14 protein-coding genes are annotated in these 13,902 nt (G+C 61.0%); 5 read left to right on the top strand and 9 right to left on the bottom strand.

Annotated elements, in window-relative coordinates:
* Positions 1–29 precede the first annotated feature (29 nt).
* From BN1139_RS14850 to dusB, 6 genes are all read right to left on the bottom strand, one after another.
* Positions 30–1,211: a M20 metallopeptidase family protein gene (locus BN1139_RS14850; RefSeq protein ID WP_005349180.1), complete on the bottom strand. Its 1,182-nt coding sequence runs from the start codon at positions 1,209–1,211 to the stop codon at positions 30–32.
* On the bottom strand, positions 1,211–1,660 hold the full coding sequence (locus tag BN1139_RS14845) for a hypothetical protein (RefSeq protein ID WP_005349183.1): 450 nt from the start codon (positions 1,658–1,660) through the stop codon (positions 1,211–1,213). Before BN1139_RS14845 ends, BN1139_RS14850 begins: the two co-directional genes overlap by 1 nt.
* On the bottom strand, positions 1,657–2,475 hold the full coding sequence (locus BN1139_RS14840) for a DUF3100 domain-containing protein (RefSeq protein WP_005349185.1): 819 nt from the start codon (positions 2,473–2,475) through the stop codon (positions 1,657–1,659). The genes BN1139_RS14845 and BN1139_RS14840 overlap by 4 nt, the downstream gene beginning before the upstream one ends.
* A 258-nt stretch (positions 2,476–2,733) precedes the next feature.
* Positions 2,734–3,615, bottom strand: a complete 882-nt coding sequence (locus BN1139_RS14835) for a DMT family transporter (RefSeq protein WP_005349188.1) — start codon at positions 3,613–3,615, stop codon at positions 2,734–2,736.
* A 112-nt stretch (positions 3,616–3,727) separates the two neighbouring features.
* Positions 3,728–4,024: a DNA-binding transcriptional regulator Fis gene (gene fis, locus BN1139_RS14830; protein ID WP_005309538.1), complete on the bottom strand. Its 297-nt coding sequence runs from the start codon at positions 4,022–4,024 to the stop codon at positions 3,728–3,730.
* Between the two features lie 26 nt (positions 4,025–4,050).
* Positions 4,051–5,016, bottom strand: coding sequence for a tRNA dihydrouridine synthase DusB (gene dusB / locus BN1139_RS14825; RefSeq protein ID WP_019445016.1), 966 nt, complete (start codon positions 5,014–5,016; stop codon positions 4,051–4,053).
* Positions 5,017–5,308: 292 nt separating this feature from the next.
* On the opposite strand from dusB, the gene BN1139_RS14820 reads away from it, so the two are divergent.
* The 4 genes from BN1139_RS14820 (at position 5,309) to BN1139_RS14805 (ending at position 10,134) form a co-directional block, all read left to right on the top strand.
* Positions 5,309–6,706, top strand: a complete 1,398-nt coding sequence (locus BN1139_RS14820) for a TolC family protein (protein WP_005349192.1) — start codon at positions 5,309–5,311, stop codon at positions 6,704–6,706.
* Positions 6,707–6,779: 73 nt separating this feature from the next.
* Entirely contained in the window at positions 6,780–7,784 is a 1,005-nt protein-coding gene (locus BN1139_RS14815; RefSeq protein WP_005349194.1) for an HlyD family secretion protein, read from the top strand.
* Positions 7,784–8,938 carry an ABC transporter permease gene (locus BN1139_RS14810; RefSeq protein ID WP_005349197.1) on the top strand — a complete coding sequence of 385 codons (1,155 nt, stop codon included), beginning with the start codon at positions 7,784–7,786 and terminating at the stop codon, positions 8,936–8,938. The genes BN1139_RS14815 and BN1139_RS14810 overlap by 1 nt, the downstream gene beginning before the upstream one ends.
* The gene (locus tag BN1139_RS14805) at positions 8,938–10,134 is read left to right on the top strand and encodes an ABC transporter permease (protein ID WP_005349198.1); all 1,197 of its coding nucleotides are present in this window, start codon (positions 8,938–8,940) and stop codon (positions 10,132–10,134) included. Before BN1139_RS14810 ends, BN1139_RS14805 begins: the two co-directional genes overlap by 1 nt.
* A 109-nt stretch (positions 10,135–10,243) precedes the next feature.
* Here the strand turns inward: BN1139_RS14805 and BN1139_RS14800 are convergent, their stop codons facing one another.
* From BN1139_RS14800 to BN1139_RS14790, 3 genes are all read right to left on the bottom strand, one after another.
* On the bottom strand, positions 10,244–10,879 hold the full coding sequence (locus BN1139_RS14800) for an SDR family oxidoreductase (RefSeq protein ID WP_005349199.1): 636 nt from the start codon (positions 10,877–10,879) through the stop codon (positions 10,244–10,246).
* Between the two features lie 133 nt (positions 10,880–11,012).
* Entirely contained in the window at positions 11,013–11,867 is an 855-nt protein-coding gene (locus tag BN1139_RS14795; protein ID WP_005349200.1) for a DnaA ATPase domain-containing protein, read from the bottom strand.
* Positions 11,868–11,938: 71 nt separating this feature from the next.
* Positions 11,939–12,637 carry a DnaT-like ssDNA-binding domain-containing protein gene (locus BN1139_RS14790; RefSeq protein ID WP_005349201.1) on the bottom strand — a complete coding sequence of 233 codons (699 nt, stop codon included), beginning with the start codon at positions 12,635–12,637 and terminating at the stop codon, positions 11,939–11,941.
* 240 nt (positions 12,638–12,877) lie between these two features.
* On the opposite strand from BN1139_RS14790, the gene BN1139_RS14785 reads away from it, so the two are divergent.
* Positions 12,878–13,849, top strand: coding sequence for a response regulator (locus tag BN1139_RS14785; protein ID WP_005349202.1), 972 nt, complete (start codon positions 12,878–12,880; stop codon positions 13,847–13,849).
* The last annotated feature ends 53 nt before the right edge of the window (positions 13,850–13,902 follow it).

Genomic DNA, 13,902 nt, shown 5'->3' with positions numbered 1-13,902 from the left:
CTCTCTTCTGGTTTTATCGGTATGCGGGATTAAGCGCTGCGGGTCGCCAGATTGATAAAGATCTGGGCTCCGACCAGCAGGCAGTCGTCATCGAGGTAATAGGGGTTGGCATGCAGATAGTTGCATATCCCCTTGGCCTGACAGCCGCTGCCGAGGAAGAACATGGCCCCTTTGCGGCCACGGCAGGCGTTGACCATGTAGCTGAAATCTTCGCTGCCGGTCATCGGCTGACCCTGAGCGTTGATCCCCTCGGAGGGCAATACGTCGGCGGCCGCTTGCAGCAGACGGGCGCAGGCATCGGCGTGGTTCTCGACCGCCGGATACCCGGCATAGACCATCTTGGTCTTGAAGCCGCGCAGTTCGCTCTGGGCCACGATCTCCTTGAAGCTGTTCTTCAGGATCTGGTCGGTCTCGGCATCCATGGCACGGATGGTGCCGCGCGCCTGCACATGGTCGGCGATGGCGTTGGGGATGGTGCCGCCGTTGATCATGCCGCAGCCAAACACCGCCGGGCTGAACGGGCTGGTGCGCTTGGCGACGATGTAGTCCATGTCCTCGATGATCCGCACCGCTTCACGGATGGCATCCAGCCCCTTGTGGGGGGTGGAGCCGTGGGCGGAGATACCGTGCACATCCAGCGTCCAGGCAGAGCCCCAGGAGGACATCACACCGTGGTTGAACTTGATGGTGCCGGTTTCCATGGCGCCGTCGTTATGGAGGGCATAGACCTCGTCTACCCCCTTCATGCAGCCCAGTTCGACCATCTTCTCGGCGCCCGGCACCCGCATATCCTCTTCCGCCATCTGGAAGATAAAGCGGACGTTGTACAGCAGGCGATCGCGGTTGGCGGCCAGAAACTTGGCCGCGGTCAGGGCGATCGCCATATGGGAGTCGTGACCACAGTTGTGAGCCATTCCCTCGTGGGTTGACTTGAACGCAACGTCGCTCATGTCGTGCATCTCGAGGCCATCCATATCGGCACGGAAGGCGATGGTCGGCAGCACAGGATCAACTACCAGATCGCCGTGGAAACCGGTGAAGCCCGGGTAGTCGGTGAGGCGATAGTCAAAGCCTGTCATCAGCTCGCGGCAGTAGGCCGAGGTCTTGAACTCGACGCCGGAGGCTTCCGGAATGGTGTGCAGATGGTGGCGTACTTCGTGGCTGAAGTCGCGCAGGGCCAGCAGGGCCGGTTCAATGTGGATGTTGTTCATCAGATGATCCCTTGAATGGAGAAGCCGAGTTGGGCCACCAGCGAGGCGCCGAAGAAGCAGCAGGTGGAGACGATCATGAAGATCAGGATCACTTTCCAGGACATCTTCTTCAGCTCTTCCAGCTGACCGCCCACCGAGAGACCGGCAAAGGCGAGCAGCGGTACGCAGCAGGAGAGGAAGGAGATCTTGGCGACGGCGTCGATAAAGAGGCCGCGCACCGGGGTTTCCGGCAGGCAGATGAGAATGCCGATGATGGTGGCATAGGCAAATGCCGGCAGGGAGGAGGGCAGATAGCGCTTGGCAATCAGCGAAGCGAACACCACCAGTGACATGGCGACGAAGCTGTCACCCATCAGCCAGAGCGGAGTGCCGGTAGTCAGGGTCTGGGTAAACATGGCCAGCAGGATCGCCAGAAAGACGAACCGCATATCCATTACGATGCTTTTCATGCTTTCTCTCCTTTGGCAGTCAGGGCATAGATTTTTTCAGCGAGCGGCAAACCCAGATAGGTGAGGGACAGCGCCCCGAGGGCAGACGAGAGCAGGTTCGAGGCTGCCGCGATACTCAGCACCTGCTGAGCCAGCGCTTCGTCGAGACCGTTGATCAGGGCGCCGGAGGCGGCACTCAGCATGGAGCCTGAGCCCACACCGGAGCCTGCAGCCAGCGCCAGCGGGTGCAGACCGGTGAGCGGGGCGATACTGCCCAGCACGCTGAACCAGAGGGTGCCGATGACGGAGCCGCACAGGTAGATGGCCAGCACGCCGATGTACTCCTGAGAGGCGGTGCCGAACTTGCCCTGAATCACCGCGACTGACGGCTCACGGCTGATGGAGGAGCAGGCCCCGATGGCGCGACGGCCAAAGCCGAACTTCACCGCCAGCGGGATGGCGATCAGGATCGGCAGCAGGTTGCCAATCTCCTGCAGGAACAGCGGCACGCCAACGCTCAGGATCATCTTCAGGTTGGGGATGATCATCCCCGCGTACTGGGTACCCAGGATCAGCAGGCTGAAGCCCACCATCTTGCCGCAGAAGCCCTCTTCTTTCTCGGTGAAGAGCTGCTTCCAGCCGGGGATGCGATCCTTGACCGGCTTGGCGGAGACAATCATGCCGATGATGACGGCAAAGAGCATCGGCAGGATCGGAATGATGGCGATGCCGATCTTGATCTCCTGCTTGCCTATCAGGTACTGGGCCACAAAGATCAGCATGGCGGTTGCCAATATGCTGACCGTGACCGTCTTGAGGGGGCTGGTTTGCTGCATAGTCTTTTCTCTTGTTATTCCCATGTGTGGCCATCGTCAGGATTGTCCAGACCGATGATGGGGGCATCATAGGGAGCGAAGAGGGGCAGGAATGTGACCTTCATCAAGCTGGCCATATGGCATTTTTTCATGGGGTATGCCCTTTAACCCTCTGGATACCAAGGGTTAAAGGCCGTTAACAGAACGTCAGCATTGGCAGGACAAGATAAGCAAACAGGAGGGAAATGGTGACACCGCCCCGCAGGGCGGTGACGCGGATCAGACGGGCGTTTTGAGCCGTGCACTGCGCAGCAGCAGGGGAAGCTGGTAGAGCACCAGAGCGCCGAGCACCAGTCCGGCACCGGCCAGTTTGGCGCCGCCGAGGGGTTCGCTATAGAAGAGGGTGCTCAGCAGCAGAGTCCAGACCGGTTCCAGCAGCATCATCAGGGCGGCGTGGGCGGTGGTCATCTTGCTCAATGCGTGGGTGAGCAGCCAGTAGCGCAATGTTGTGGCGATCAAGACGCTCGCTGCAAACCAGCCCCAGATGCCGTGGCTGACTCCTGCCTCGGGCCACTGCTCGGTCAGCAGGGAGAGCAGGGTGCCGAGCAGGCCGGTCATCGCCAGCTGGATGCAGGTGAGCCAGGTGGGGGCAATGGATTGGGCGAAGTGGCGATGGACGGCAAGTTGGATGCCGAGAGTGGTGGCCGCCGCCAGAAACCAGAACAGCGAGAGCGACACGCCCCAATGGGTGCTGCTGGAGAGCAGCAACAGACCCGCGATGGCGATGGGCAGGGTGAGCCAGTAGTGGCGGCCGGGTTTGGCCCGAAAGGCTCCCCAGGCGGCCAGTGGGGCCATCAGGGTGGCGACGCTCATGATAAAGGCGCCGCTGCCCAGTGCATCGCTCTGGCTGATGGCGGTGACCCACAGCAGCAGGCTGGCACCGAGCAATGTGCCGCAACCGGCAGCGCGCACCAGTTGGGCGCGAGTCGGCGGCGGTTCACGCAACCAAGCCAAGGGGAGCAACAGCAGCGCCGCCAGCAGGAAGCGGCTGCCGATAAAGGCGGCAGGGGGCAGTTCGCGGATCGCCTCTTTCGAGAAGAGCCAGCCAGCAGCGGCCAGCAGGGTGACCAGTACCATCAGCAGCAGGGGAGTGCGGTTCATCGGAGTCGCCATGGTGAAATGGATGGGAGAGCATAAAGGAAAGGCGCCAGGTATTGCTACCTGGCGCCTTTCGCATCTGCCTTGAACCGCCGTCGCGGCTCGCGGCCAGCAATCAGTTCATGCCGTAACGCTTGAGCTTCTTGCGCAGGGTGCCACGGTTGATACCCATCATCACGGCAGCGCGAGTCTGGTTACCACGGGTGTACTGCATGATCACGTCCAGCATCGGCGCTTCGACTTCGGAGAGAACCATATCGTACAGATCAATCACTTCCTGACCGTTCAACTGGGCCAGGTAGTTACGCAGGGCCTGTTGCACAGAGTCACGCAGGGGGCGCTGGGTCGGCTCGGCAGCGTGATTGTGAGTAGTTGTTACCAATGCATCAGAAGTCAGGGTTTGTTCGAACATATTCGGTCGGCTCTTTAGTTATCTTGTTAACCTAATCCATCGAAATACGCTTCGAGTGCCTCAAGTTGCGCGTCTGCGCAATCCAGGGCATTGAAGTGCTTACGGAATTCTCGGCCCGTCTCTTCTTCATCCAGATACCAGCCCACGTGTTTACGGGCTATGCGCGCTCCCAGATATGCACCATAAAACCGGTGCAGGTTGGTTACATGCTCGTTCATCAGGGTGCGAACCTCTTCCCTCTCGGGAGGCGGCAGCTTGGTGCCCGTCTCAAGAAAATGACGGATTTCCCGGAAAATCCAGGGTCGTCCTTGCGCAGCTCGGCCGATCATCACGGCGTCAACACCGGTATAGTCGAGGACATACCGGGCTTTCTCCGGGCTGTTGATGTCACCATTGGCGACAACAGGAATCGATACGGCCTGCTTAATCGCCCTGATCGTGTCGTACTCCGCTTCGCCCTTGTAGAGGCAGGCACGGGTACGACCATGCACGGCAAGGGCCGCGATACCGCAATCTTCGGCGATTCGGGCGATCTCCACGCCATTGCGGTTATCCGGATCCCATCCTGTGCGGATCTTCAAGGTGACAGGCACCTCCACTGCATCCACCACGGCCCGGCAAATTGCTTTGACCTGATCGGGGGCGCGCAGCAGGGCAGAACCTGCCAACTTCTTATTCACTTTTTTTGCCGGACATCCCATGTTGATGTCGACGATCTGTGCGCCCTGCTCCACGTTGTAGCGGGCAGCAAACGCCATCATCTCGGGGTCGGCTCCGGCAATCTGGACCGATCGCAATCCGCCTTCTGCAGAGTGATCCATCCTCATCCGGGTTTTCTGGGTATCCCAGACATCCGGGTTGGCCAGCAGCATCTCGGAAACGGCCATGCCAGCCCCCAATCGCAAACAAAGTTCACGGAATGGTCGGTCAGTTACACCGGCCATGGGAGCCACAATCAAGGGAGTTTCAAGCGTGTGGGGACCTATCTGCATTCCACGGTTACCATCGGCTTAGGGCGGCGTATATTACGCATTTTTTAGGCAGGAGAAAAGGTTAGTATTTGAGCGTCAGCCATTTTTTTCTGAAAAAAACGTCGCGCCAAGGCTTGCAAATTCTGGAGTTATTGAAAAACGGCCAGATTGACGGAGAGTGAGCGCTGTACCATTCGGGTCGGACGCCTGCATAATTGTCAGTCCACTTGCAGGCCCGCTTTGCGTTATGATAACGGGCTTCAGTCGAGCAAATGCTCCAAACATTTATGCAACAAAAGCGGATTGGGGATCTATGACGTCAAGGTTCATTAAATCACTCTGGCCGTGTCTGATGGGGGCCGTGCTGGGGTCGGCGCAGGCGCAAACCATCAGTTTTGGCGAAGCCTGGACCCGGGTCATCCAGCAGGATGAAGGGCTGGCTGCCGAGCAGGCCGGGGTCGAGCGGGCCAAGCAGTTGCGCGAGGCGGCCAAGGACATGTATCTGCCCAAGGTGGATCTGGGGGCCAGCTATACCCATCTTGATCAGCCGATTGAACTTGATGCCCTCGATCTCAATCCGCTGGCCAAGCAGAAAGATCTGATCCTGGCGCTCGGCAGCCTGTTCGGGGTCGGGGCCAACGCATTTGTCACCCCCCTGACCAAACAGAATGTGGTGACCAGCTCGGTCAAGATGCTCTGGCCGCTGTTTGCCGGTGGTCGCATCGATGCGGCGCAGGATATCCGCCAGGCGCAGGTGAGCGAGGCGCAGCAGCTGCTGGTGCTCAAGCAGCAATCCACCTTCGAGAGCCTCTCCCAAACCTATTTCGGTGTGGTGTTGGCTGCTCAGGTGGTGCAGACCAAACAGGAGATCGAAGAGGGACTGGCCCACCATCTGGATCACGCCAAGAAGCTCGAAGCGCAGGGGCAGATAGCCAGGGTGGAGCGTCTCTCCGCCCAGTCGGCCTATGATCGGGCCCGCATCGATACCCAGAAGGCGCGCCGCAGCCTCGAGATCGCCGAACTGGCCCTCGGCCGCATGCTGAAGTTGCCAAATGCCCAGCCGGGCAGCGGCCTGTTCGTCAACACTGCATTGCCTCATCTCGATGGACTGGTGAGTCAGACCCTGGCGGTGCACCCCGGTCTCAAGCTGCTCAGCGCCAAGAAGGAGCAGGCCAAGGGGCTGATCCGGGTCGAGCAGGGCAAATATGCTCCCGAGGTGTTCCTGTTCGGCAACTACAACCTCTATGAAGATGATTCACTCGCCTCCAAGACAGCGCCGGACTGGCTGGTGGGGGTAGGGGTCAGCATGCCGCTGGTGAGCCGTGATGGCCGTTCCGAGACGGTGCAGGCCGCCAAGAGCGCCGAACTGCAGGTCAATCTGCTGCAGGCCAAGACCCGCCAGGATCTGGAGCTGCTCGTTGAGAAGACCTGGCGCGAAGCGGCGCAGGGGCTAGAGGAGTATCAATCCCTCTCTTCCACCCAGGCGCTGGCAGAGGAGAACGTGCTACTGCGGGACAAGGCCTTCGGTCAGGGACTCTCTACCTCCCTCGATGTGGTGGATGCCCAGAACCAGCTGGCGGGGGTGAAGACTCAGCGCGCGGCGGCGGCCTATCAATATGTGGTGTCGCTGGCCCGCCTGCTGGCGCTCTCCGGCCAGATGAACAGTTTCAATCAATATCAGCACGGTCAGGTGATCGAGGTGAACTCATGATCCCGGCCCTGTCTGTTCCTTTTTTCATGTCTGTTTCGACCACCAAGGGTCGCCCGTTTGTCGAGGTGAAGTGATGAGCCATCCCCCCATCAAAAAGAAGATGAGCCAGGGTAAACCGCTGTTGTTGCCGCTGGCGCTGGTGATCCTGGTGGTCTGGCTGGGCTGGCGCTTCTGGCTTGCCTATCAGCCTGAGCCGGTGCACCTGCAAGGGCAGATTGAAGCGCAGCAATATTCGGTCTCCTCCAAGGTGCCGGGCCGCATCGACGAGGTGCTGGTGAAAAAGGGCGATCAGTTGACCAAGGATCAACTTGTCTTTACCCTGGCGAGCCCCGAGATCGAAGCCAAGCTGAGCCAGGCTAAGGCCGGTGAGGCCGCTGCGGGTGCGCTGGCGCAAGAGGCGGAGAAAGGGGCCCGAGCCCAACAGATCGCTGCCGCCAAGGATCAGTGGCAAAAAGCCAAGGCTGCCGCCCAGCTGCGTGGCAAGACCTATGAGCGGGTGGCCAGCCTGCACCGCGACGGCGTGATGCCACTGCAAAAACGCGACGAGGCCTGGACTGCCTGGCAAGCTGCACGCTACAGCGAAGGGATGGCGTGGCAACAGTACCAGATGGCGTTGGAAGGGGCGCGGGAAGAGACCAAGATCGCCGCCCGCGAGAAGGCCAAGATGGCGGCGGGTTCGGTGGCTGAGGTAGAGGCCTATCTGGCCGATACCCGCATCACCAGCCCCCACAATGGTGAAGTGAGTCAGGTGTTGCTGCGCAGCGGCGAGCTGGCGCCCCAAGGCTTCCCTGTCGTGACCCTGCTCGACATGAGCGATGCCTGGGCCCAGTTCCACGTTCGCGAGGATCTGCTGCCCCGTTTCCCGGTCGGTACCGAGTTTGATGCCCGCATCCCGGGCCTTGGCGACCAGACCGTGCGCTTCAAGGTGACCCATGTGGCCGTGATGGGGGATTTCGCCACCTGGCGTGCTACCGATACCCGTCAGGGTTTCGATATGAAGAGCTTCCAGGTGGAGGCTCGTCCGCTGCAACCGGTTGAGGGGCTGCGGGTTGGCATGAGTGTGCTGGTTGAACTCTGATGGGACGTGAATTTCGGCTGCTTTGGCAGGATCCGTTCAGCCGTGCCCTGATGAGCTGGGTGCCGCTGCTGCTGATGGGGATCCTCTGCTGGATCTTCTCGGCAGGGCTGGCCCGCGACCTCAAGGTAGGGCTGGTGGATCTCGACCACAGCATGCTCTCGCGCCAGCTCGCCTTCTCGCTGGATGGCTCGGCCGGGCTCAAGGTGGCGCAACAGTTTGACTCCATCGATGCTGGTGCCCACGCCCTGCGCGGCGGCGACATCTATGCGCTGGTGGTGATCCCCAACCATCTGGAGCGAGATGCCCGTCAGGGCACCCAGCCGCAGGTGACGGTGTTCAACAACGGCCAGTTCATTCTGATCGCCAAGCTGGTCAACTCAGCGCTGGCGCAGGTGGTAGGCACCCTTAACGGTCAGGTGGGCGTGCTGGAGGCGATGGCTGACGGCAAGGCACTGCCCGGCGCACTCGGGCAGTCGGTGCCCATCAGCAGTCAGGTGACGGCGCTCTATAACCTCAACTCCAGTTACGCCCAGTTTCTGCTGAGTGCCATTCTGCCCGCGGTATGGCAGATCCTGGTGGTGCTGTTTGGCCTCAATGCACTGGCCCGTAATGATCGGCTGGGGCTGGACTGGACTACTCGCGGTGTCTGGTTTGGTCTCTGGCGCACCCTGCTGCCCCACATGCTGATTGGCTGGGGGTGGGGAATTGTCTGGACACTGCTGCTGTTCAAGGGCTTCTCCTACCCCATGCACGGCAGCTGGCTGGTGCTGTTGGTAGGTCTGGGGCTCGCCTCGGCGGCCTGCGTCACCATGGGGGCCTTTTTCTACGGCATCATTCGGGATCCGGCGCGCGCCCTGTCGCTGGCGGGGGCTTACACGGCGCCCGGTTTTGCCTTTATGGGGGTCACCTTTCCGGTGAGCGCCATGGGGGATTTCGCCCGCTTCTGGCGCAGCCTGTTGCCGGTCTCTCACTATGTGGAGCTGCAGATTGGCCAGAGCAACTATGGTTTGCCCCTCGCATCCGCTCTGCCGCAATTGGGGGCGCTGCTGCTGTTCCTGCTCCCCCTGCTGTTGGTGGTTCGCCGTTACAAGCAGCAGGCCGAGCTGGCCCGTCAATCAGCCGCAGTGGCGAGCGCCGAAAAGGAGCCTGAGTGATGTTGGGATTTGTCGATCTGTTGCGCCTAGAGCTGCGCACCCTGCTGGCGGATCGCGCCATCATGCTCACCCTGTTTGGCGGGGTGATCTTCTACTCGTTTCTCTATCCCCAGCCCTATCTGCATCAGCTGCCGCGGGAAGAGGCGGTGGTGGTGGTCAACGACGATGGCAGTCAGTTGTCCCGTCAGCTGGAGTTTATGGCCGATGCCACGCCGCAGGTGAAGCTGGTGGCGCGGGCCAATTCGCTGGCCGAGGCGCGCCAGCTGATGATGGCCGGGGAGGCGAGCGGCATCCTGCATATCCCCAACCACTTCTATCGGGATCTGATGCTGGGCAAGAGCGTCACCCTGAGCTATGCCGGTGATGCCTCCTACTTTCTGGTCTACGGCACCATTGCCGAAGGACTGGCGCAGGCTGGGGGTACCCTCGCTGCGCAGGTGAAGGTGGCGCGGCTGCTGAGCCATGGCGAGGCACTGCCGCAAGCAGCCATGGGCTGGAACGCGGTGGCCCTCAACGTGGTGCCGGTGTTCAACCCCACCATGGGCTATGTGAATTACGTGGTGCCGGCGGTGTTCGTGCTGATCCTGCATCAGGTGTTGCTGATGGGGGCGGGGATCCTGGGGGCGACCCAGAACCAGCGCAGTTGCCGCGGCGAGCATGGTTACTGGCAAAGCGCGCCGGTGTTGCCGCTGCTGCTGGCCAGAACCCTGGTGCTGGCGGGGTTGTTCCTGCTGCCGGTGAGCTACTTCCTCGGCTTCTGCTTCGATCACTACAACATTGCCCGCCATGCTGACCCACTGGAGTTGTGGCTGTTCGCCCTGCCGTTCCTGCTGGCGACCTGCTGGTTCGGTATTGTGTTGGGCGCCATCTTTACCCGGCGGGATCTGCCCACTCAGGTGGTGCTGATCTCCTCCCTGCCGCTGGTTTTTCTGGCGGGCTTTATCTGGCCGCTCGAGCTGATCCCGGCGCCTCTCAACTGGCTGGCTCAGTGGGTGCCCACTATCCCCGCCATCGAGGGTTTTCTGCGCCTTAACCAGATGGGGGCCGACTTTGCGCAGGTGTCCCGTTACTGGTGGCAGCTGTGGGGGCTTGCGTTGCTTTACGGCGTGCTGGCCTGCCTGCTGCTGCGTTGGCGGCAGCCGTCGTTGCCGGCGGCCAGTCAGCCGGTCGTACAGAGTGAGACGACTGCCGGTTAAGCGGGATGGTGCAAGCGCCCGTGAGATAGCGTGTGCGGTAAAGTGAAAACGGTCAGCCCTTGGGCTGACCGTTTTGGTATATGGTGGGGTTAAGCGGTTTACTGCTGCTTTAGCCACGCTGGAGTTCGGGATCGCCGATGGCGTAGATCTGCCCCACCGCCGCATCATCCGTCAGCAGGCGCAGCCCTTGGGCGGCCACATCGGCGCGGCGTACCAGTCCGTGCACCTCCTTGCCCTGACTCAGTTCGGCACGGCCGGTGGCGTCGCCATCCTGCAGGCCCGCAGGGCGTAGAATGGTCCATGCAAGGGAGCTGGTCTGCAGCCAGCTCTCCGCCAGACTCTTGAGGCGTACCTCGTGACCGAAGGCGGCGCGGGCACGTTCAGGCAGATATTGCCAGCTGTCGCCGCAGCCGAGAGAGGTGACCAGCAGAAGCCGTTTCAGGCCAGCCTGCTCCATGGCATCAATCACATGACGATTACCCTGATAGTCCACCGGCGCGGCCTGACGGAAGCTGCCGAGGGTGGAGACGACCTGTGCATCTTGTCCCGCTCGGGCACATGCCTGCTGCACCGCAGCCGGATCCAGCGCATCCCCTTCGATCACCTCAACTCCCAGCGCACCTAGTTCTGTGGCCATCTCGGGGTTGCGTACCAGCGCAACGACCCGGTGACCCTGGCTCAGGGCGTGGTGAGTAAAGGCGCGGCCCAGCCCGCGGCTGGCTCCGAAAATCAGTGTGGTTGGCATAGATGAGCTCCCTTGGCAAAAGGGGCTAGCCTAGTGGCTTGTTCGCCTGCTGTAAATGAGAGTTGTTTCTATTTGTGAGCTGGCAGGGAGGAGAGAGTGCGAGCCGCCAGCGACTCGCACTCTTTGGGAGGGATCAGCCGTTGTAGTTGCCGATGCTGGGGCGACGGCTGGGGCCGCTCAGGTGGATATCCACCGGATTGAATGCCTTGATCGCCTCATAGCTGAAATCACCGATCGCCTGATGCAGGCTCTGGGGCGTGTGGTTGGTGATGATGATGACGCTCTTGGACAGGTTGCGACGGCGGCGCAGCAGGTGGCCGAGGAAGCTGGACTGGCTCTCCGCCATTTTGGCGCGGTTGGCCGATACCTCATCGATGATCAGCAGATCCACCTCTTCCAGCGCGCGGCGGTACTGGTTGCGCTCGTCCTGATCGGGGATGACGTTGAAGAACAGCCGATCGACGATGGAGGCCCACTGCTGGAAGATCACCGATTTCTGGTGACGGGCGATCAGCTCATGCGCTACCGCACCCGCCAGGGTTGACTTGCCGGTGCCGTAGTCGCCGTAGATGAGCATGCAGCCGCCACCGCTCTTCTCCCAGTGCTCGAAGCCGCTGATAAAGTAACGGGCTGTTTCGATGGGGTATTGCAGCGCCGGGTCACCGGCATCCATCTTGTCAAATACCCAGTCAGGGTTGAGGTCGGCCTGGGCGATCAGCTTCTGGATCCGCTCCTGACGGGCTGCCTTCTGCAGCTCGCGCACCTCGGCGTTGGCCTTGGCGTCGTACTCCTTGCGCAGGGTCTCGTAGTCATACTGGCCACCACCGGTCTCTTGTTGCAGGCGACGAATGCGCTCCAGCAGGCCACCCACATGGCGGCTCAATTCCGGGTCGTGAATGCGGTGATCCTGCTTGGCCTTGGCGATCTTCTGGCGCTTGGCTTCGATCTCTTCCAGCTCCTGGCGCAGGGGATCTTGCGGGTCAGTCATGGAATGCTCCTTCTGCTCGATCAGGGATGGGTAGACAAGGGGTTGATTCTGCCTGCAGGTGGGGGCCGCTATCAATCATTATCCGGCTCCTGCTGCGCTGCGGGTTCTTGCGTCTGCTGTTGGGCCAGTCGCTTGGCCTCTTCAATCATCTGTTGGGCCCGTTTGCTGGGGCCCGACTCTGCCGGGGCCGGCGTCACCTGCTGGTAGCCCTGCACCTCCATCGGTTTGCGACGGGTATAGCGGCGGGTCTTGAGGGCGCGAATAAACTTGAGCATCCATTGATGCTGGGAGTCGAACACCTCGGGGCGCCCCAGCCAGTAGGCGATAAACTCCCCCAGATCCTCTTCGCTATAGCTGGCATCGATCACCCCGCACAGGCGGGCGAGGGCGGGCAGCTCTTCGTCCGGTCGCCACTGCAGATGCATTTGGAAGGGGCGTTCCGGCAGCGGGCTGCGCAATTTCTGGGTCAGCAGTGGCAACTGGAACGGGCACTGATGGTAGTGCTCACTCTCGGGCTGAGCCTCGACCTGCAGCAGGCCCGCCTCCATCAGTTCATCGAACAGCTCGGTGAGCTGGCGGGCATTGACCTGAAACGAGAAGCCACAGGGATCACCCGGATCGACCACTGCCAGCGCCCGACCCAGCTCGGGATAGTTGAGCCGGGCCGCCTGATTTTCCAGCACCAGTCGGCGCAGCTGCAAGGTATAGAGACTGCGAGCCGGATGGGACAATCTGGGGTGGGCAAGTGCGCTGTATTCGGCTGGGGTCATGGTCTTCTTCACGAGCTGGAGTGGGGGGCATTATCCCTTATGGCGCCCACTTGCACAATTCGGATGGCGGTCGTAGTCGTGGGGCCACCCGAGCGAATAGAGCTGCGCGGGCGGATAGGGTTCTCTTGATGCCATCGTATGATCGAGGTCTACTTTTGACGCAGGGTTTCCGCGCTGACCGCACTTTTGAGCTAGTCTTAATACCTAAATAACCAATTGACTAATAAGAGCTTTATCAAGATGTTAAGAGCCGGGCTACGGATCCTGATGGTGGAGGACGAAGCTGTTTTTCGCCACTCGTTAGTGAGTTACCTCGCACGGGACGGGGCAACGGTGTTTCAGGCCGAAGATGGTATTGAGGGGCTATCGGCGGCGGCTCTCTATCATCCCGATGTGGTGCTCTGCGATCTCAATATGCCCAATATGGATGGCCATGAGGTGATCGCCTGCCTCTCTGCGCGCTATCCCCATATTCCGGTTATCGTCATTTCGGCCCAGAGCACCATGGAGGCAGTCGCCAGCGCCTTGCGTGCCGGTGCGCGGGATTATCTGCTCAAACCCCTCGAGGATTATGCGCTGGTCGAGCGCAGCATCGAACAGTGTCTCAACGGCAGCGCCAACCGGGCGCAACAACTGGAGCTGATGGATCACATCGACTATTTCAGTGCCCACGACAAGGCAGCCAGCCGCCTGCTGGCGGGGCTCAAGCCGCCGGGCTTGCAGGAGTGGGGCCCCTGGCAGGTCACGTTCAAGGGGCTGGGGCAGTTGTTTATTCCCGATACCTTCAAGGTGGAAGACAAGCTGCTGGTGCTGGTGATGGAGCTGCCGATCATGGGGGCGGATGCGGCATTTTGTGGTGCGCTGGTGCGATCCTTGATGAACGTCCCCTACCGCCAGTTTCAGCAGAACGAGAGCCGGTTGCTGAGCCAGCCGCACCGGTTGCTCGACTACCTTAACCATCAGTTGATGGCGTCCGGGCTTCGCCACTCTTTTGCCATGGCGGCGCTGCTGTTTGATCAGCATGATGGGCTGGTGTTTGCCAACGCCGGGCTCACCTCTCCCCACTGGCTGATGCGCTCCGGCGGCTTGCCCCTTGGCCTGATGCGCAGTAGCCACTACGCCCTGCACAAACGTAGCTGGCATGAACCGTTCGCCCTGCAGTTTCGCAGCGACAGCGGCGGCTCGCTGGATGTGCAGGTTCGTCATCACTGATGCCGCCTGATAAACAGGCCAAAACAAACAGGGCGCCGATGGGCGCCCTGTTT

Origin of the sequence: Aeromonas veronii bv. veronii (genome assembly GCF_000820225.1) — a bacterium.
Taxonomy (GTDB): Bacteria; Pseudomonadota; Gammaproteobacteria; order Enterobacterales; family Aeromonadaceae; genus Aeromonas; species Aeromonas veronii.
The sequence above is the reverse complement of the archived record's forward strand: the minus strand, read 5'-3'. Positions and strand labels throughout refer to the sequence as shown.